10 protein-coding genes and 3 pseudogenes are annotated in these 20,553 nt (G+C 36.4%); 10 read left to right on the plus strand and 3 right to left on the minus strand.

Going from position 1 to position 20,553, the window contains the following annotated elements; all coding sequences use genetic code 11:
* Positions 1-318: 318 nt before the first annotated feature.
* The 7 genes and pseudogenes from H5J24_RS04305 (at position 319) to H5J24_RS04335 (ending at position 14,367) form a co-directional block, all read left to right on the plus strand.
* Positions 319-537, plus strand: coding sequence for a hypothetical protein (locus tag H5J24_RS04305; RefSeq protein WP_068944240.1), 219 nt, complete (start codon positions 319-321; stop codon positions 535-537).
* A gap of 23 nt (positions 538-560) precedes the next feature.
* Positions 561-3,071 carry a M1 family metallopeptidase gene (locus tag H5J24_RS04310; RefSeq protein WP_068944239.1) on the plus strand — a complete coding sequence of 837 codons (2,511 nt, stop codon included), beginning with the start codon at positions 561-563 and terminating at the stop codon, positions 3,069-3,071.
* A gap of 224 nt (positions 3,072-3,295) precedes the next feature.
* A pseudogene (locus H5J24_RS04315) lies at positions 3,296-4,623 on the plus strand (hydroxymethylglutaryl-CoA synthase family protein).
* 565 nt (positions 4,624-5,188) lie between these two features.
* On the plus strand, positions 5,189-7,924 hold the full coding sequence (locus tag H5J24_RS04320) for a SusC/RagA family TonB-linked outer membrane protein (RefSeq protein WP_232816362.1): 2,736 nt from the start codon (positions 5,189-5,191) through the stop codon (positions 7,922-7,924).
* Positions 7,925-7,993: 69 nt separating this feature from the next.
* Positions 7,994-9,523, plus strand: a complete 1,530-nt coding sequence (locus tag H5J24_RS04325; RefSeq protein WP_228407658.1) for a RagB/SusD family nutrient uptake outer membrane protein — start codon at positions 7,994-7,996, stop codon at positions 9,521-9,523.
* A gap of 561 nt (positions 9,524-10,084) precedes the next feature.
* Complete coding sequence (locus tag H5J24_RS04330; protein ID WP_068944235.1) at positions 10,085-12,886, plus strand: SusC/RagA family TonB-linked outer membrane protein; 2,802 nt, start codon at positions 10,085-10,087, stop codon at positions 12,884-12,886.
* Between the two features lie 14 nt (positions 12,887-12,900).
* A complete protein-coding gene (locus H5J24_RS04335) occupies positions 12,901-14,367 on the plus strand; it encodes a RagB/SusD family nutrient uptake outer membrane protein (protein WP_082811261.1) in 1,467 nt (488 codons plus the stop codon).
* 118 nt (positions 14,368-14,485) lie between these two features.
* Here H5J24_RS04335 and H5J24_RS04340 read toward each other — a convergent pair whose 3' ends face one another.
* On the minus strand, positions 14,486-14,989 hold the full coding sequence (locus H5J24_RS04340) for a helix-turn-helix transcriptional regulator (RefSeq protein ID WP_232816061.1): 504 nt from the start codon (positions 14,987-14,989) through the stop codon (positions 14,486-14,488).
* Positions 14,970-15,413, minus strand: a complete 444-nt coding sequence (locus H5J24_RS04345; RefSeq protein WP_232816062.1) for an AraC family transcriptional regulator N-terminal domain-containing protein — start codon at positions 15,411-15,413, stop codon at positions 14,970-14,972. Before H5J24_RS04345 ends, H5J24_RS04340 begins: the two co-directional genes overlap by 20 nt.
* Before the next feature lie 180 nt (positions 15,414-15,593).
* On the opposite strand from H5J24_RS04345, the pseudogene H5J24_RS04350 reads away from it, so the two are divergent.
* The 3 genes and pseudogenes from H5J24_RS04350 (at position 15,594) to H5J24_RS04360 (ending at position 18,856) form a co-directional block, all read left to right on the plus strand.
* Positions 15,594-17,122: pseudogene (locus H5J24_RS04350) on the plus strand (aldehyde dehydrogenase family protein).
* A 243-nt stretch (positions 17,123-17,365) separates the two neighbouring features.
* Entirely contained in the window at positions 17,366-18,400 is a 1,035-nt protein-coding gene (gene adhP, locus H5J24_RS04355) for an alcohol dehydrogenase AdhP (protein ID WP_068944231.1), read from the plus strand.
* Positions 18,401-18,473: 73 nt separating this feature from the next.
* Positions 18,474-18,856, plus strand: a pseudogene (locus H5J24_RS04360) (DUF779 domain-containing protein).
* Positions 18,857-19,281: 425 nt separating this feature from the next.
* Here H5J24_RS04360 and H5J24_RS04365 read toward each other — a convergent pair.
* Positions 19,282-20,481 carry a dicarboxylate/amino acid:cation symporter gene (locus H5J24_RS04365; RefSeq protein ID WP_068944229.1) on the minus strand — a complete coding sequence of 400 codons (1,200 nt, stop codon included), beginning with the start codon at positions 20,479-20,481 and terminating at the stop codon, positions 19,282-19,284.
* Positions 20,482-20,553: the final 72 nt, after the last annotated feature.

A 20,553-nucleotide genomic window follows, 5' to 3' on the forward strand; every position in this document is an offset into this window, starting at 1 on the left:
ATAGTAACTTCCATCCTCCCGTAACCATCCTCCAACCTCGCTCCCTGTCATTCTGAATGAAAAGAATTGAAATGAAGAATCTTTTAAAGTTCATGATATTCCTGAACACCTTAAAAAACAACAAGACGTATTAAGTTGGATAGTAACTTCCATCTTCCCGCTCCCATCTTCCAGGCTTCACAATATCTCTTTTTTCACAAAAATCCCCTTTAAAAAAGCACTAAGAGGGCTATTCTTTCCAAAATAAGTTTTAAATTTGAAAGAACTAGATTCCAGTCTTTTAACAAAAAGGCTCATTATAAATCCAATCACAAGATCATGAAGTATTTAAAAATAAATATCGAAGAGAATGCCGATCCAGAAGTCCTGAAAAATATTGTACTTCAATTAAAAGGCGTTGCTTCAGCAGAAATCGTAGATGATGAAAATCCGGAAAGTGAACTGAAAAAAGCTTTTGCCAAAACAAAAGAACAGCTGAAAACCGGCGACTATGAAACCTTAGTCAATGATATTTTCGATATCATAATAAAAAAATAACTCTAAAATTATAAAGTAGACAGATGAGAAAGGCCATTCTATCGATTGCGATACTGGGAATTATGTTTTCCGCTAATGTATCAGCGCAAACCGAAACCTCAGGAAGAGAGAAAGTATACAGAGCAACCCATACCAAAGTAACAGAATTAAAACACACTAAGCTAAAGGTAAACTTCGACTATCAGAAAGAACAGATGAATGGAGAAGAATGGCTTACCGCTTCCCCTTATTTCTATCCTGCCAATGAGCTGATCCTTGATGCAAAAGGAATGTTGATTCATGAAGTAGCTCTTGATAACAATGGTAAAAAATCTCCTTTAAAATACGAATATAAAGATGATATCCTGAAAATCACCTTGGATAAAACCTATCAGAAAAATCAGGATTACACAGTCTATATCAAATATACCTCCCGTCCAAACGAAGTGAAGCAACAGGGAAGTATGGCGATTAATGATGCAAAAGGATTGTATTTTATTAACGCTCAGGGAACAGATCCTGAACTTCCGACGCAAATCTGGACGCAGGGAGAAACAGAAGCTTCTTCTGCATGGTTTCCAACCATTGATAAGCCCAATCAGAAAACGACTCAGGAAATCTATATGACGGTTCCTGATAAATATGTAACCCTTTCAAACGGTATCCTGAAAGATTCTCAGAAAGAGTCCAATGGTCTGAGAACCGATCATTGGGTAATGGATAAAAGGCATTCTACTTATCTTTTCTTTATGGGAGTAGGAGAATATGCTATTGTAAAAGACAAATGGAAAAATGTTCCTGTTGACTATTATATTGAAAAAGAGTATGAGCCTTATGCAAAACAGATCTATGGGAACACTCCGGAAATGATTGATTTCTTCTCAAAAAGAATGAATTATGACTATCCTTGGGCAAAGTATGCACAGATTTCCGGGAGAAATTATGTAAGTGGTGCCATGGAAAATACGACAGCAACACTTCATGGAAGTGATATTCTTCAAAAACCGGGTCAGCTTATCGATGAGAATACTTGGGAAGATACCATTGCTCACGAATTGTTCCATCACTGGTTTGGGGATCTGGTTACAGCGGAGAGCTGGAGTAATCTTACGGTGAATGAATCTTTCGCTAATTATTCCGAATACCTTTGGAATGAATATAAATATGGAAAAGATCAGGCTGATTATCATCTGATGACTGATGTAGACCGATATATCCATAACCCATCTGATTTTAATAAAAATCTGGTACGATTCAATTATGCATCCCGCGAAGATGTATTTGATCTGGTAACTTATCAGAAAGGAGGTGGAATTCTAAACATGCTCAGAAACTATTTAGGAGATGATGCCTTCTTTGCCGGAATGAATGATTACCTGAAAACCAATGAATATAAGAATGCAGAAGCACATCAGCTGAGACTTTCTTTTGAGAAGGTTTCAGGAAAAGATTTGAACTGGTTCTTTAATCAATGGTATTTCGGAAGCGGAAATCCAAAGATCAACTATTCATTTACATTTGAACCTGTAAAAAAACAGGTAGCTGTGACTATCAATCAGACTCAGGATCAAATGTTTGAGTTCCCTTTGGCTATTGATATTTTCGATAATGGAAAACCGAAGAGGTATAACGTTTGGGTAAATGCCGATGCAAAAAATACATTCAATTTTGATGTTTCAAAAGCTCCGGATCTGGTAAACATTAATGCAGATGGTGTTTTGCTGGCTGATATCACCGATAAGAAAACCCCGGAACAAAATCTCTTGCAGTTTACGAATTCCAAAGAGTATAAAAACAGGTATAATGCTTTAGAAGGAATAAAAGATCAGACAGGAAAAAGTCCTGCAGTAACAAAATTATTGGCTGCTGCATTGAAAGATCCGTTCTTCAGAGTCAGAATTCAGGCGTTGGAATTAGTAGATCTTACCAATCCTGAACAAATGAAGGCACTAGGAGCTGAAGTTGAAAGATTAGCATCTAATGATCCTAAAACATTGACACAAGCTGCTGCAATTGCTGCTCTGGCAAAAACAAAAGACAAAAAATACCTTCCTCTTTTTGAAAAAGGAATGAATGCTGTTTCTAATGCTGTAAAAGCAAGTTCGTTGGGAGCTGTTCTTACGACTGATCCATCAAAAGTTGATGCATTAGCAGATAAAATTGATTTGGACGGAGCATCAGACGAATTGAAGGCGCAATTGCTTCCCATTATTGTAAAAAAGAAAGTGGTTTCTCAAATGCCTAAAATTGCTTCATTGGCGGCATTTTATCCTTTTATTAAATTCCAGAATCCGGAATTGGGGAAAGCAGCAGAAGAAGGATACAATTGGATCATGTCTTCTGATAATTTGAAAGCTACTGAAAATGTAACGAAGATTTTGGGATATGCAAAAAATCAAATAGGGGATAATCCGCAGGCTAAAATGATGGTCATACAAATGCTGAAGGATGGCTTAAGTAAAAAAATGGAATTACTGAAACAGAATCCACAGAATGCAGCAAGTATCAATAAACAGATTGATGCAATTAATAAAACCATTGAAAATTATAAATAATATATGTAAGATATAGAGCCGGCCATTGTGCCGGCTTTCTTTTATAGATCAGTCTGATCAGGTTAATTTACGAGGATTGCATTTTTTAAGTAGAAGAGGTTTAAAAGTGTTTTCATGGTATTTATCTGGATGCTATTTATTTTTAATAATCTTACAAAAATCAGCTATTTTCACTGCTATTTTTTGCGTTATCTTTCATAAATTCGTTTAAAATTTAAAATATTATGAGTTTTGGAATAGAAGCAGCAAGCTATTATGTGCCTTCTTTGTATTTGGAAATTAAAGATTTAGCAGAAAAAAGGGGCATAGAACCGGCAAAATTGGAGAAAGGTCTGGGGCTTCATAAAATGGGATTGCCTGATGTGCATGAGGATGCTGCAACTTTTGCTGCAGAAGCATTGTTAAGATTAATTCGTGATTATAATATTAATCCTAAAGAGATTTCAAGAATTTATCTGGGTACAGAAAGTGCTCTTGATGCAGCAAAACCCACCGCTTCTTATGCAATGCAGATGGTTGAAAAAGTGTTGGAAGCAGATTTTGGAGAAAGAGCTTTTAAGAACTGTGATGTAGTAGACATGACTTTTGCTTGTGTGGGTGGAGTAGATGCTCTGCATAATGCGTTGGATTTTGTAAGAGTGAATCCTGAAAAAAAGCAGTAGTGATTGCCAGTGACTATGCAAAATATGAACTGGCTTCTTCCGGAGAATATACCCAGGGAGGAGGTGCTGTCTCGTTATTGATTTCTGCTAAGCCTGATCTTCTTGAGATTGAAAATAACTGGGGAGTTGCTACAGAAAGTGTTTTTGATTTTTTCAAACCAAGAAGACAATATATAAAAGGTGATTTAAAGAATGCGCCTGAAGTATATCCTGATAAAATAGAAATTTTTACGGATGAGCCGGTTTTTGACGGGCAGTATTCCAATCAGTGTTATCAGGACAGAATCAGAGAGGCATATCAGCACTATAAAGAGAGTACAGGCAAAGAAAAGCCTTATGAAAACTGGAAGTATATTGTTTTCCATCTTCCTTATGCCTTCCATGGTAAAAGAGTATTCACAGAGATTTATAGTCTGGAAAATGGAATTTCCTATGGAACTCCGGATGAACAAAAAGGAGTCGCTAAATCTGAAAATTATCTGCTATTGATTAATTCAGCTATTGAAAAGACTCAAAGAGCTTCTTCAGAGATTGGAAATATGTATACAGCTTCTATTTTTATGGCGTTACTTTCCGGTTTGCAGACTTCTTATAATGAAAATGAAGACCTATCCGGAAAAGAAATCGGATTCTTTGGATATGGGAGTGGCTCCAAATCAAAGGTGTTTGCTGGTAAGGTATCTGCTCATTGGAAAAAGGTGGTAGAAAAATGGAATTTATTCGAAAATCTGAATCATAGAAAGGCCATTGATTTTGAAACCTATGAAAAGCTTCACAGAAAGCAATTAAATCATTCTGTAAACCCCGATTACAAAGGATTTGGTCTTATTTCTGTAGAGACTGAAAATCCTGTTTTAATTGGAGCTAGATATTATGGCTGTCAAAAATAGAAAAATAATTTAATTTTATAAAAAGCATTCCTAAAACTGGAATGCTTTGTTTTTTTAATAGCTTTTTAGGTTTAAATATTGTCGATTTTCTATAAAATTACCTATTTTAACATAAATCTATCATTCGTGAAATTTAATTTTATTCATTTAATTTTAATTTTTAATTAATATTTTTCTTTTAAATCTTGTTTTTAGTTAATGTTTGTTGAAAATTTAATTGTTGTTAATATTATGTTAAAGTTAAATTAACAGTTATTATTTTCATTAATTAATTTAAATTGATTTTAATTTTATATTATTTATTTGTTTTTAATGTAAAATATTAACTTAAATTTATTTTTTAATAAAGTTTTATTATTTGATACTTTCTTTCTTATTAACATATTTGTCTTCGGAATATCTTAAAATTTGTTAATATGAATGGAAAATTATCTGTGCTAAGTGCTGGTGTTCTATTTTTTATAGGACAGGGCATTATGGCGCAAAAGGTAAAAAGGACACGATTTCCACAAAGGAAATTGATGAGGTCCTGGTAGTAGGGTATGGTACTCAGAAGAAAAAAGAAATTACAGGTGCTGTAACTTCTATTAAAGCTGCTGATGTTGCCACTATAGCTGCTCCAAGTTTTGAACAACAGCTGGCTGGTAAAGCTGCTGGGGTTCAGATTACCAGTACAACAGGAGTATTGGGAGAAGCTCCTAGGGTAAGGATTAGAGGAGTGGCATCTATAAATTCGGGAACATCACCTCTATATATTGTCGATGGTATTCCGATCTTCTCGGGAGACATCGGAGGGCAAACCGCAACAAACGGATTGGGTGATATTAACCCAAATGATATTGAATCTTTCGAGGTTTTAAAAGATGGTGCGGCAACGGCAATCTACGGTTCAAGAGCAGCTAATGGTGTAATTCTGATAACTACTAAGAAAGGAAAAGGAGGACGATTAAGTCTGAATTTCAGCAATTATGCAGGATATGCAATGCCGGTAGGTTTGTATAAATTACTTCAGACTCCAGAGTTTATAGCAATTTCAAATGAAAAAAGGTCAAATGCAGGACTGTCTGCTATCGCTGTGGGAACAGAGTATAATACAGATTGGCAAAAAGCAGTTTTAAGATCAGCTGCATTTCAGACAGATAATCTTTTGTCTGCCTCTGGTTCATTTGGTAAATCCAATTACTATACCTCTATAGGATATACAAAACAGGAGGGAGTTGCGATTCCTAACGAAATGAAAAGATTTTCTACCCGGGCAAATATAGATCATCAAGCTTTTGATTGGTTGAAAATCGGAACGAATCTCAGTTTTACAAAAACAGACTATGTGGGTTTAAATACGGGGGCTTCTTCACTTTCAGGTAATATTTATAATGCAATTAAACAGTTGCCTAATACTCCGATTTATAACCCAAATCATCCAACAGGATACAATATTGATTTTCAAGATCCCCGGATAGTAGGAAGATGGCAGAACTTATTGCAAGCAGGAGATAATATTACGAATATTATGTATGTGCTTGATAATAATAAATTGCAATCCAGTGTAAATAGATTGATTGGGTCTGTATATGCAAATATAAGACTGTATCCTTTTTTGGATTATAGAATTCAGGTGAGTGCTGACCAGTCTCAAACCAAAGGTTTTTATTATTATAACCCAATACATGGTGATGGGCAGGGAGGAAATGGTGAAATCAGAAATGATTTTTCAGATTATCTAAGAAATAATATCCAAAATGTTTTGACATTTAATAAAACATTTGCAGAAAAGCATAATGTTACCTTAGTATTGGTAAACGAATATCAAAAGCAGAAACTACAAAGCTTTTATGGTGGTGGAAAAGATTTATCTAATACCTTTTTTAACAATGGAGTTATTTCAGGTTCTATTGGAACTCCGCAATCGGGAGGAGGAATAACCGAACAAGGTATATTGTCATACGCAGCGAGGTTTAACTATAACTATGCCGGTAAATACTTTTTACAGGCGTCCGTTAGAAGAGATGGATTATCTTCTTTGCCGTCGAAAAATAAATGGGGAAACTTTCCTGGAGTTTCTGCAGGGTGGACCGTTAGTAAAGAGAACTTTATGCAGGGTATTAGTAATGTGATATCTGATCTTAAGCTTAGGGCTTCTTATGCCAAAGTTGGTAATACTGATATTGGTAATTATCCATATTTAGGGTTGTTTAGTAATTTAAAATATGCAAATTATAATGGTTTGGCATATTCACAGATTGGGAATAATGAATTACGATGGGAGACAAGTAAAAAAATTGATTACGGAGTAGACTTAGCATTGTTTAAAAATAAATTGAGATTAACTTTTGATTATTTTGAAAACAAGATTTCAGATATGATTTTAGATGCTCCTTTAGCACTGTCACTGGGGGTGCCTAATAATAGCATTTCTAAAAATATTGGAGATATGCAGAATAAGGGGCTGGAATTTTCAGTAGATTACAGTGTGATTAATACACAAAATTTTGGATTAGATGTCAATGCAAATGTTACGTTTATGAAAAATAAAGTGTTGACTCTTGCCAATAATAATGCAGATATTTTCTCAAGTGCCAATAATATTATCCGGGTTGGTGAGTCTTTGAGATCTATTTACGGATTTGAGTATTGGGGAGTAAATGCAGCTAATGGAAATCCTGTATATTACAAAGCAGATGGGAGTTTGGTTCAAGGACTTGTGGGGAAAGGGGTTTATGCTGTATTTGATCCTTCTAATCCTAATGATGTGTCGAAAGCAGCTAATTTAAGTGCATTAACAGATAGAAAGGTGTTGGGAAACTCTTTGCCAAAGTATTTTGGAGCGTTTAGTTTTAAATTTAGATTCTATGATTTCGATTTGGGTACAACTGTTCGATTTAGTGGAGGTAATAAAATATTTAATGCTACCAGAAGAGATTTAATGACATTGAATTTTAATAATAATTCAACAGAAATTTTGGGAAGATGGCAGAGTCCTTCAAATCCAGGAGATGGAATGACTCCGAAATTATTTTTTGCAGATAATACCCTTAGTAATTCTACAAGTAATGCTTCGTCGAGATTTTTGGAAGACGCTAGTTTTATTAAGTTTGATGTAATTAGTTTAGGATATAATTTTCCAAAGGAGGCTCTTAAGGCTATTGGTGTGAGAGGTTTGAGGGTTTATTTTCAGGCTCAAAATGCTTTTATCATTACTAAATATAAAGGATTGGACCCAGAGATGGAGACTGCTGGTGTAGATTTTAATGGGACACCTCGTCAGAGAGTACTTAGTATGGGCCTTAATGTTTCATTATAAATTAAGATAACAATGAAAAAAAATAATATAATAAAAAAAGGAGTATCAATTTTATCAATATCGTTATTAATGACAATGATGAACTCCTGCTCAGATAGAGAAACCCTAGACTTGCAGCCGTACAATAATGTCGATGAGAATTTAGCTTTTTCAACAGCAGGGAATGTTGATCTTTCTATAATGGGAGTTTATAATGCTGCGCAAAATGGAATTTATAAGACGAGCCCTGATGCTTCGAATACTCCTAGAGGGTATGTGTTTGGGGCGGCTTATGTAGAGCAGAATGATATGCGTGGAGAAGATATGGTGAATACGGCAACTTTTTACCAACTGACATATACGGCAACTTATGATGGTGGTTCACTTAATAATGTCCACTATTGGATGAATGCTTATGGGCTGATTAATAAAGCGAATATCGCAATAGAAGGCCTGAAAAAGGCAGGAAGTAGTGGTGTGATTACAGGAGTAGTTCGTGATAATTACTTGGGTGAGATGTATTTTTTACGAGCGTTGGCTCACTTGGAGTTATTAAAGCATTTTTCCAGACCCTATAATTTTACGTCTGGTGCAACTCATCCGGGAGTCCCTTATCGAGTAACGGCAATTACTAGTCCTGGTACAATTGATGAAGCTCTTAAAGTAGGTAGAGGAACAGTAGCGGAAACATATTCAAAAATTCTTGCTGATTTAGATATGGCAGAAACCTTGACGGTAAGTAGTGGTTCAAGAGTTGGAAATATCAAGATTACAAGAGCAACTAAAGAAGCTGCTATTGCATTGAAAGTTAGGGCTTACTTAAATATGAGAGATTGGTCAAAAGTCCTTACCGAGGGAGCGAAGTTAAATTCGGTTTATTCCCTTACTTCTTCTCCTAGTCAACCATTTATAAATAATTATAATAATTCAGAATCTATTTTTTCTATTGAGAATTCTGCAAATACAAATCCGGGGACTAACGCGGGACTAGCATCAATATATAATAATAGATCATTGGTGTGTATTAGTCCTATCATCTGGAGAAATCCCAGATGGTTAGCTGATGATAAAAGAAGAGAAGAAACAACAATGGTAAGAACTGCCTCTTCAGGAGTTAAATTTGTTAATAAGTATAAGGATGTTACTAATTTATCAGATGGGTCTCCAATCATGAGATATGCTGAAATTATTTTATCTATGGCGGAAGCTAATGCCAGACTAGGTAATACAGCGACGGCAATTACTCAGTTGAATCAAGTGAGAAACAGGTCATTAGCGACTCCGGCTACTCAGCAATATACGGCAGCTTCGTTTACTGATGCTACTTCTTTAGTAGATGCTATTATAACAGAAAGACGAATTGAATTTTTAGGAGAAGGGATGAGATGGGGAGATATCCACAGGTTACTATATGATGATTTGGTACCTACTCCCGGTATTCCTGCTAAGATGGCAAATGCTATGCCTACTGGAGCGTCTTTTACTTTAGGGACTCCATATACAGGACCATTGGGAGTTGCAATGATTCCTAAAACAGATTTCAGAGTTTTATGGCCGCTTCCTAACGAGGAAGTTGTGAATAATCCGACACTGGCGGCACAACAAAATCCGGGTTGGTAAAAAATGAATTTCCAAGATTGGTTTAAATAAAACAGTTTATTTATTTTGTGAAAAATATAAAATAAATGGCAAAATAAAGTCAAAAAATATTCTCAAAAGTAAGCTGGTTTAGACTGGTTTTTGGATATCATATATTAACAGATTTTTAATATTATTTTCACGGAGACTGCCTTTTTAGGCAGTCTTCCTGATTTTTATCAGGTTATTTTTCACGTTGTTTTACGAAAAATGACGCTTTTTTTTACTGATTTTGGACAAAAACCTGGGGTTGGTTATTTTATTTTTTTCGCTTATGTAAATGTTTATTGTTGATTTTTTTCATTTAATATTTTAAATTAATGTACATTAATTTTTATTTTGATTTTTTTTAAAATCCCACTAATGCTTAAAATGCTTTATTATTTGCTAAAATTTAAATTATAATTAAACTTTTTCTTTACTTTTTTTAGAGTTATTTGAGAATAACCCTTATCTGGTGGGTGGTTTTCAGGTTTTAATAAATTGATGGTGTTAATATTTATTAACATATTTGTCCCCTTGAATATATTAAAATCTGTTAATATGAATGTGAAGTTACATGTATTAAGTGCTGGAGCTTTGTTTTTTTTAGGACAAGCTGCCTATGCGCAAAAATCTAAGAATGATTCTATTCTGAAGGAGAATAAGATCGATGAGGTAATCGTTACTGGATATCAGAAGAAAAAAGCAGATGAAATTACCCAGGCTCAGGCCGTTGTAAGTGGAGATGCTATCAGAAGAAACTCTCCTACAACATCTATCGGAAACTCTTTACAGGGTAGAGCTTCAGGGGTATATGTACAAAGTGCTACAGGTCAGCCAGGTTCTGCCGCTACCATTATGGTAAGAGGGGTTGCTGGTGTTGGTGGTTCTTCTGAACCTACTTATGTAGTAAATGGTATGTACATGACTGCAAGACAGTTTAGTGCAATCAACCCTGCAGACGTAGAATCAATTTCTGTTCTTAAAGATGCGGCTGCTACGGCTCAATATGGTGCGAGAGGAGCAAACGGGGTAGTTGTAGTAACAACTAAAGCTGGAAAAGTTGGGAAAACTAACTATTCATTTGAAAGTAAATTTGGTTTCAGTGAAAAGCTGAAGGATAAAAACTTCACAATGATGAACGCCAGAGAGTTAATGAACTACCAGAATGAGTTAGGTTACTTAAAAGTAGTGCCAAGATCTCAGACGGAAATCGATGCTCTTGCTGCTTATGACCACAACTGGCAAAAAGATCTTTTGAGACCTTCAAGCATTCAATCTTATTTGTTTAGTGCACAGGGAGGATCCAGAGAAAGTACATTCTACTATTCATTAGGATATGATGCTGATAATGGTATTCTTAAAGATCTAGACGGACTTAAGAGATATACAGGTAACTTCGGGTTCACTAATAAACTGAGCGAAAAGTTAAACGTTGGAGTTAACCTTGGAGTTCAGTATCAGGTTACAGAAAACTTCAGAGACAGAAATAATACACAGAACCCATTTGCGGCAATGTATAAATATGCTCCTTACGAGCCAATTTATAACCCAGATGGAAGCTACAATCAGAAAATGAGAGCGGGTTCTAACACTGTAGAGCAGATCCGTAATAACAGATCTGAAGATCAGAGATTAAGAATCCCGGTAACTTTATTCGGAGAATATAAGATCACGAACGGATTGAAATTTAAAACGAATTTCAATGGGCTTTACGACTGGTATATGAATACCACGTGGATGAAAAAAGGATCTAACCTGGATTTAACTACGAACAAAGTTCCTACAGGTTCATTAGCGAAAAACTCATTCTATGCATTTAACTATACATGGAATAACTCATTAAACTATAAGAAATCATTCGGAAAACATAACTTTGACTTCTTAGGATTTATCGAATATAACGATAACTTCACTGAAACAGTGAATGCAAGTGCTTATGGATTAAAATCTACAAACCTTAGTGTTCCTTCTATCACGACTCCTTCAGACAGAAATACATTTACCGGATCTAAAATCAGAAATACCCTTTTCAGTTTAGCAGGTATGGTAAACTATGATTATGAAGGTAAATATTTAGCAACTGCATCATTAAGAAGAGATGCTTCTTCAAGATTTGGATCTAATAACAAGAGCGGAATCTTCTGGTCAGCAAGTGCTGCTTGGAATATTGCTAAAGAAGACTTCATGAAAGGTGGTTTCATCAATGACTTGAAACTTAGAGGTTCTTATGGTACAACCGGAAACGACGGTTCATTATCTGATTATTATAACGTAGCTAATGTTGGTTTCGATTTATACGGAAATAACGCCGCTTTATTTCCTGGAACTTATAACACTACCGAAAAAGTTTATATCATTGGTAACCAGAATCTGAAATGGGAATCTAATGCTGTAACCAACGCAGGGGTTGACTTTGTAATGTGGAAGAGAAGAATTCGTGGATCCGTAGAAGTTTACCAGAACAAGAGAAAAGATTTCGTACAATTAGTACCATTAGATAAGCAGGAAGGATCATATTACCAATATATCAATGCTGGTGATATGACTCAGAAAGGTCTTGAAGCTGAATTAAGTGTAGACGTGATGAGAAAGAAAGACTTCCAATGGACTGTACGTGCTAACATCTCTTTCCAGAAATCAACTCTTGATAAACTAGCAGACGGACAGACTGAAAGAAACCTAGGATATACTTATCTTAAAGTAGGTGAAACTCCATATGTATTCTATAATGTTAGATTTGCAGGAGTAAACCCAGATAATGGAAATGCTCAATATTACGATAAAGCAGGAAACATTACAGAAAAATACAGTGCTTCTGATGCTGTTGCACTTACAGATAAGTCTCCTTTCCCAACAAGCTTCGGAGGTTTTGGAACTACCCTTCAATATAAAGGATTTGACTTCAGTGCAGACTTCACATTCAAGTTAGGAGGTTATACATATAACAACATGTATTCTCTTGCTGTTGACCCAACCCAGGCTAAAGCGGGAAGAAACATGGCGCAGGCAGCTGCTAATATGTGGAGAACTCCAGGTGATACAGGGGTATTCCAAAGAGTAGACTCTAACGGTATGCGTGATTCTGATCAGTGGATTGAGAAATCAGACTACTTGAGATTAAGATCCCTTACATTAGGATATACATTTGATAAAAAAGCGCTTGGAGAAGATGCTCCAATTAATAAACTGAGACTGTTTGTACAAGGGCAGAACTTATTTACATTTACTAATTTCCACGGAGAACCTGAAATTTCTGTAGGATCTGCTGAATCTGCATCACTATTTGTTCCAGGATCATTTAACCTTTATACTTATCCTGCTGTAAGAACGATCATGGTAGGAATGCAATTAGAATTTTAATATTGAATAGCTTTATGAAAAAGAATATAATAAAAATAAGTTTAGCTGCGTTGACTGTTTTTGTATCGTTAACGTCTTGTGAAAGAAATTTGGATCAGATTTCATCAGTGAATGAAGCTGAAGAGCAGGCAATGTTGAGACCAGAATCATTCAGACAGGCTTTAGATGGAGCTTATACTGCATTTAAAAGTGGAGGATATTACACTAGTGATACAGGTAGCCAGCTTATTATGGGTGATCTTACTACAGATAACCTTATTATTTCAGACGGTGGAAGAAACTCTAACGCTGCAGCTGCAAACTTTGAGTTCTCTGCAGATGTTTCACAGACTACAGGGTTGTTTAGTGCTGCATATGCTGTAGTAAGCAGAGCTAACTTCGTTCTTTCTTATTTAAATAACGGAGTATTAACTGGTACTCAAAAAGATAATGTAGAAGCGGAAGCAAGAGCAATCAGAGCAGCAGCTCATTTTGATATCTTAAGAGCATACTCCGCTATTCCAACTCAAAACTTCAAAGCAAAGAATAAATACGGAATTTATTATTCTGAATCTTTTAATCCTTTGAATAATAATTCATCTAGAAGCTTATCAATAGATGAATCATATAAGAAAGTCATTAATGACCTGTTACTTGCAGCTGATAAAATTACTCAGAATGATGCTGATAAAGGAAGATTCAGCAAAGCTGCTGTATACGGATTATTATCAAGAGTATACCTTTATCAGGGAGACTATGCGAATACTGTAAAATATGGCCAGTTAGCTTTAGGGCTTTCTCCAAGTGTTACAACATTGGATAACTTTAACAGAATCTGGAAAGAAAATGAAGGATTAGCTAAAATTACTGATGGAGTTTTATTCCAGATTTCAAATGCTGCACCTGAGCGTAATACAGTAGGGGTTGCTTACAATCAGCTAATTGACGGTCAGTACAGATCAGAATTTGTTGCAGATTATGATTTCTTCAATATGTTTGCTAGCAATGACGTAAGAAAAACAGCTTACTTCACTACTGCTTTGTATAACAAAAAAATGTATAACCACATTACTAAATATGCAGGTAACGGTGGACCGGTGAACATTGTTCCAGTTAAGTATCTGAGAACTGCAGAAGTATTACTTAACGTAGCCGAAGCTTCTTACAACTTAGGGAATCAAGGGACGGCTCTTGCTTTGTTAAATCAGTTGAGAAAAGAAAGATATACTTCATTCACTCCTGGAACAGAAGCTGGAACAGCTCTTTTAGATGCTATCTTGAAAGAAAGAAGACTGGAGCTTGCTTTTGAAAATGACAGATGGTATACATTGAAAAGATTAGGAAAGTCTATTAAAAGATCTAATAAAGGAGATATAGCTGATGGTACAGGAACACCTGCAATGACACAGGAACTTGCCGCAGATAGCCACTTCTGGTTATGGCCGCTTCCAATTAATGCTATTCAGGCTAACCCGAACATTCAACAGAATGACGACTATTAAGAAATAATATTTTTAATATACATAAGAAGAGTCCCATGAAAATGGGGCTCTTTTTTATTTTGATAGTGTCTAGTCCTATAAAAGAACTAATATTAACCTTGCCTCAAGATCAGTAATTTTATTCACGAATCATAATCCTGTTCTGGTAACTTTTCGGGGTAACACCCTCCAGCTGCTTAAAAACCCTTGTAAAATAATTAGTATCTGAAAATCCTGTTTGATAAGCTGTTTCTTTAATACTGTTTTGAGTGGCCAGCAATTCCTTGGCTTTGCTAATTCTTTCCTGCAGAATAAAATCATTTGGGGAAGTTCCCAGTTCATCTTTGAACATCTTAAAGAAGTTGGATTTACTTACATAAGCCAGTTTGGCTATACTTTCAATTGATAGTTTCTGGTGCAGGTTTCTTTTAATATAATCTACTACAAACCCGATTCTTGATTTATTTTTTACAATATTTCTTTCCACCATGCTTCTGGCCTGGGTTTGCATAAGCCGGATCAGGAGCTCCTTCAATGCAAAGTCGGCCATGATATCCTTTTGCGAATTATCATCCATGGCTATCCTCATAATATTGTTAGTAGCAGAAGCCAGCGCCTGGTTATTAAAAAAGAAAATATTCATCCAACTGGATATTCCATTGTGAGGCCTCATCCACCTTGGGAAGACTATAGTTTAAATGATTAAGGGAATTCTCTATAAAGTCAGGATTTAAACTTAAAGAGATGCATTGTGTAGGAGTATTATCAGCCTCAGGAAAATCAATAACCATGGTTTCACCTGGCGCTACCAGAATACTTTCTCCGGGAAAATAATCAAAATAACTGGTTTTGTTATCCAGCTTCATGTGTTTCTTACCTCTAAGCATAGCTGTAAAAGCAATATTTTCAAAATGAAGTTTCACTCCAAAAGCAGCTTTATGGGTCTCATAAATACTAAATTCACAATTGTTTAGATTGAATTTTGTCTGGTTCTCAACAAGACTCAATAATTGGTTTTCCTTGCGTAATTTGGGAGTGTTTAATAAAATCTTGCTATTATTATTCATTTCTAAATATTTTGATAAAGGCAGTAACTCAAATATAATAAATTTGACCCAACGTTACAGTTAAGAAAATAATAAAATTGAATTCTGTACTATTTTACACTTTTTTTATACGATTGTGCTATAGGTTTTTCAAGTATCCGTGTAATTTGGCAGTATCGAAAAATTAAAATAAATACTGATATGAGCACTCTTACAGAACCAAGATCAACAACGCTTTTACAGCGTCCCGAGTTCAAAAGCAGATACGATAACTATATTGACGGAAAATTTACTCCACCTGTTAAAGGCCAATATTTTGATGTAGTTTCACCCGTTGATGGGAAGAATTTTACCCAGGTAGCCCATTCTTCAAAAGAAGACCTGGAACTGGCTGTAGATGCTGCTGAAAAGGCATTCCAGACCTGGAAAAATACATCCGCTACAGAAAGAAGTATCATTCTTAATAAAATAGCTGACAGAATAGAGCAGAATTTAGAATATCTCGCTACAGTAGAAACCATTGATAATGGTAAAGCAGTCAGAGAAACATTAGCAGCTGATATTCCATTGGCTGTTGACCACTTTAGGTATTTTGCATCTGTCATCCGTGCAGAAGAAGGATCTCACAATGAATTGGATAAAGATACCGTTTCACTGATCGTTCATGAACCGCTGGGAGTTATTGCACAGATCATTCCATGGAACTTCCCGATTCTTATGGCTACTTGGAAACTGGCTCCGGCATTAGCTGCTGGAAATTGTGTGGTTCTAAAACCTGCAGAAAGTACACCTGTTTCTATCATGATTCTTATGGAGCTCATAGGAGATTTATTGCCAGCAGGAGTTGTCAATATTGTCAATGGCTTTGGTGCAGAGCTTGGAAGAGCGCTGGTTACCAATCCTAAGGTTTCCAAGGCTGCTTTTACAGGATCCACAGCTACAGGACGTTTGGTAATGCAGTATGCTACAGAGAATATCATTCCTGTAACGTTGGAATTAGGTGGAAAATCGCCCAACGTATTCTTTAACTCTGTCATGGATGCTGATGATGAATTTTTGGATAAAGCCATTGAAGGAGCTGTACTCTTTGCCCTTAACCAGGGAGAAATCTGTACATGTCCGTCAAGATTGCTGGTTCAGGAAGGAATAGCAGATGCTTTCATCCAAAGAGTAATCGAAAGAGTAAAAGCGATCAAAGTAGGAAATCCGCTTGATAAAACGGTAATGATGGGAGCACAGGCTTCTAAAATTCAAAAGAAAAAATCCTTTCCTATATCCAGTTGGGAGTAGATGAAGGAGCTGAAGTATTGGTAGGGGGGGATGTGAATCATCTTGGAGAAGATTTGGAAGATGGGTTCTATATTCAGCCTACGATCTTTAAAGGTAACAATAAAATGAGAATTTTCCAGGAAGAGATCTTCGGTCCTGTACTAGCCTTTACGACTTTTAAAGATGAAGAAGAAGCGGTAAAAATTGCCAATGATACCATCTACGGATTAGGAGCCGGTGTCTGGACGAGAGATGCACACCAATTGTATAATATTCCGCGCCAGATTGAAGCAGGAAGAGTTTGGGTAAATCAATACCATTCTTATCCGGCAGGAGCTCCTTTTGGAGGCTACAAACAATCAGGAATCGGAAGGGAGAATCATAAAATGATGCTTGACCATTACCGTCAGACCAAAAATATGCTGATCTCCTATAACAAAAATAAGTTAGGTTTCTTTTAATATTATGTAGGACGTGCCCGATTGCCTTGGCTTTTTCCGAGGCAAACGGTCGGGCTATGCAGGGCTTCACTTCGTTTCGGTGCTTCATAGTATTCCGCACCGGCTCGTTCCTCGCCGCCCTTACTATCCCTCACGCAAAAAGATACTATTAATGTACATACTACACTAAAAAGTAAATTTTTAAAATGAGAATCGGATAATTACTCAAATAACCATGATAAAAACTCATTCAAAAAATAAAATATGATCCCAAAAACGATGAAGGCTGCGGTAGTGCAAGGCTATGGCCAGCCACTGAAGATTGAAGAAGTTCCTGTTAGAGCACCTGGAAGATATGAAGTATTGGTAAAGGTTATAGCCTGTGGTGTTTGCCATACAGATTTACATGCAGTAGATGGAGACTGGCCGGCTAAGCCCAAAATGCCACTTATTCCCGGGCATGAAGGGGTAGGAATTGTAGTAGCTTGTGGTCCTGAAGCTTTTGTAAAAGAAGGTGATGCAGTAGGAGTGCCATGGCTTTACAGTGCCTGCGGTTGCTGTGACTACTGTATTACAGGGTGGGAAACACTTTGTGAAGCTCAGAAGAATGGAGGGTATAGTGTAGACGGAGGATTTGCGGAATATGTAATTGCAGATTCAAGATATGTAGGACACTTAAAATCAGATGTTAACTTTCTGGAAATTGCTCCTATTTTATGTGCCGGGGTAACGGTTTATAAGGGATTAAAAGAAACTGAAACCAAACCTGGTGAATGGGTTGCTATATCAGGAATTGGAGGTTTGGGTCATGTGGCAGTTCAGTATGCGAAAGCAATGGGAATGCATGTAGCTGCTATTGATGTAACAGATGACAAACTTGATTTGGCGAAAAAACTAGGCGCAGACCTTGTTGTGAATGCCAAAAATACAGATCCTGGTGAATACCTTCATAAAGAAGTAGGAGGAATGCATGGAGCATTGATTACTGCCGTTTCGCCTATTGCATTCAAACAGGGAATTGACGTTTTAAGAAGAAAAGGAACCATTGCTCTTAACGGACTTCCGCCCGGATCATTTGAACTCCCTATTTTTGAAACTGTTTTAAAGAGAATTACAGTAAGAGGATCTATCGTAGGGACCCGAAAAGACCTGCAGGAAGCATTGGACTTTGCCAATGAAGGACTTGTAAAAGCTACAGTAACCTCAGCAAAACTGGAAGATATTAATGAGGTCTTTGATAAAATGAAGAAAGGGCAGATTGATGGCAGAATTGTATTAGATATTGCAGGCTCAAATTAAATAATGAAGTGATTGATCCCGGTTAAAAGTTTACTTACCGGGATCTTTTATAAATGCCTTTAAAATAATAAAAATGGAAACAAAAATATCAAGACTTTCCACCACAGAAAAAGCCCTTGAAGTTATCCGTGAACTTGAAGAAAAATATGGTGCGCTGATGTTTTACCAGGCAGGAGGCTGTTGCGAAGGAACCCAGCCGCAATGTTTCGAAAAAGGCGGATTTTTTCCAAGAATGAATGATGCCATGATCGGAACCATTAACGGCCATGAATTTTGGATAGACCGCGATCTTTTTGAATACTGGAAATACTCTCATTTTACCCTTGATGTGACCGACGGTTTCGGGCCGGGAGGATTTTCCTGGAAACTCCATTAGGAAAAACATTCAAAGTACAATACAGGCTTTTTACCCAGGAAGAATATGAAAACCTGGAACCCGTACAACGCAGTGAATAAACTCTAAAGTTGAGGCATTATTTAGAACTTCATGCTTTTGGTTACTCCTTGCTGCGAAGGAAGAGCCCCACGATCCCATTTCCAGATGATCTTTGCTGGATTATATAGTTTTTCTATTAACCACATAGGAATCACATAACTTCATCAACGATGAAATCAATTATCGCAGCTCATAAATAAAGCATTGTGATTTTTGATCTCCCGCAGATTGCACAAATTTCACAGATGTTTACGGATAAGACAATCAAAGATTTTCTGAAACTTATGTGTACTTCCTACTCCTCAATATTTTCAACTTAAAGTTACGTAAGTGTGTAAATCTTTTGTGACTTTTGACTTCGAAATAACATTCATCGACTAACGGGAGATAAACTTCGATTTCTGAAGAAGTAAGAATCTTAGGTATAGTTAATGGATATAAATGGTCAATCCTTCACAAACCGATTGACAAACATCGCGGCGGCAATATCTCCTACGGAATTCAGTACAGTAGCCAGAGGATCTACCAGAGTTCCGATAATCATAACCGCTGGAATAGCTTCCTGAGGCAATTTATAGACCGAGATCATTAGCATTTCCCCAATATATCCGCCATTAGGAATTCCACCTGCAACAATACTTACGAAAACTGTGATCCCTAATGCTAAAAGTAAATTGGCCGGATCAAAAAAATCTTTTCCAATAATTAAAAAAGCCACATAGATTTTAATAATCGAAGACATCGAAGACCCATTTTTATGCAAGGTTGTTCCAATAGGAATCACCAGATTAGCAATAGGGCTTGGAATTCCAATCTTAGAGGCTGCCTGTAAATTAGCTGGCATGGTAGCAAAGCTGCTACAGGTACTGATAGCGGTAAGAGTTGGGTAGATGGCATTGGTCCAAAAACTCTTCACTCCTTTCTGTCCACTCGCCATAAAGGCATAAATAGAAAAGAAAACAAGAAAATAAATAATTCCGGCAACATAATATAAGCCTAAAGGTTTAGCATAAAATCCAAAAAGCTGTGGCCCCAATGTAGAAACCTGATATGCGAAATAAGCTCCAAGACCAATTGGAGCCAGCTTCATGACTAATAAAAGAAGTTCTTTCATGACTTCATATCCTGACGCTATAAAAACCCTGAATGGTTGTCCTGCATCTCCTGTTTTTCTGGCTGCAAACCCAGTCATGAAGGCAAAAATAAGAAGTGCCAACATGTTTTGTCTTGAAAAAAGAGCTGTGAATTCTCCCACGGTAAAGAAACTTACAATTCTATTTCCCCAACTGTCCTCGTTCGCTGCTTCGGTTATCATCTCAGAACTTCCCGAAACCCCGGAAACAGGGAACAAATATACAGCACAGATAGTAAATATAGCAGCCGTCAGAATAAAAAACAGAAAGGTAAGCGCCATGATAAGGATGATCTTTCCAAATTTGGACTGCTGTTCAAGAGATGCTATAGAATTCGATACGGCAAAGAATACCAGAGGTACAACACTTACAAAAAGAAGATTCAGGAAAATGTCTCCCAACGGTTTAATGTATTCCACAAAACCCGGAGCAACAATTCCTATAATGCTTCCGATTGTGATTCCCAGAAGTAAAAATAGGATTCCGGAGTAGTTTTTCAGTACCTCTTTCATGTGGTAGTTTTTATCAAAGATAGGTTTATTTTTAACACTTTGTTATGCAATTTTCAGACCTAAATTTCATAA

The sequence above is a fragment of the Chryseobacterium capnotolerans genome, from assembly GCF_021278965.1.
Classification (GTDB): domain Bacteria; phylum Bacteroidota; class Bacteroidia; order Flavobacteriales; family Weeksellaceae; genus Chryseobacterium; species Chryseobacterium capnotolerans.

Excerpts from the sequence above, each read along its gene's own strand:
- H5J24_RS04365 (WP_068944229.1), bottom strand. The coding sequence starts at position 20,481 with ATGAAAGAGGTACTGAAAAACTACTCCGGAATCCTATTTTTACTTCTG.
- H5J24_RS04330 (WP_068944235.1), top strand. The coding sequence starts at position 10,085 with ATGAATGTGAAGTTACATGTATTAAGTGCTGGAGCTTTGTTTTTTTTA.
- H5J24_RS04340 (WP_232816061.1), bottom strand. The coding sequence starts at position 14,989 with ATGAATATTTTCTTTTTTAATAACCAGGCGCTGGCTTCTGCTACTAAC.
- H5J24_RS04305 (WP_068944240.1), top strand. The coding sequence starts at position 319 with ATGAAGTATTTAAAAATAAATATCGAAGAGAATGCCGATCCAGAAGTC.
- H5J24_RS04325 (WP_228407658.1), top strand. The coding sequence starts at position 7,994 with ATGACAATGATGAACTCCTGCTCAGATAGAGAAACCCTAGACTTGCAG.
- H5J24_RS04345 (WP_232816062.1), bottom strand. The coding sequence starts at position 15,413 with ATGAATAATAATAGCAAGATTTTATTAAACACTCCCAAATTACGCAAG.
- adhP (WP_068944231.1), top strand. The coding sequence starts at position 17,366 with ATGATCCCAAAAACGATGAAGGCTGCGGTAGTGCAAGGCTATGGCCAG.
- H5J24_RS04310 (WP_068944239.1), top strand. The coding sequence starts at position 561 with ATGAGAAAGGCCATTCTATCGATTGCGATACTGGGAATTATGTTTTCC.
- H5J24_RS04335 (WP_082811261.1), top strand. The coding sequence starts at position 12,901 with ATGAAAAAGAATATAATAAAAATAAGTTTAGCTGCGTTGACTGTTTTT.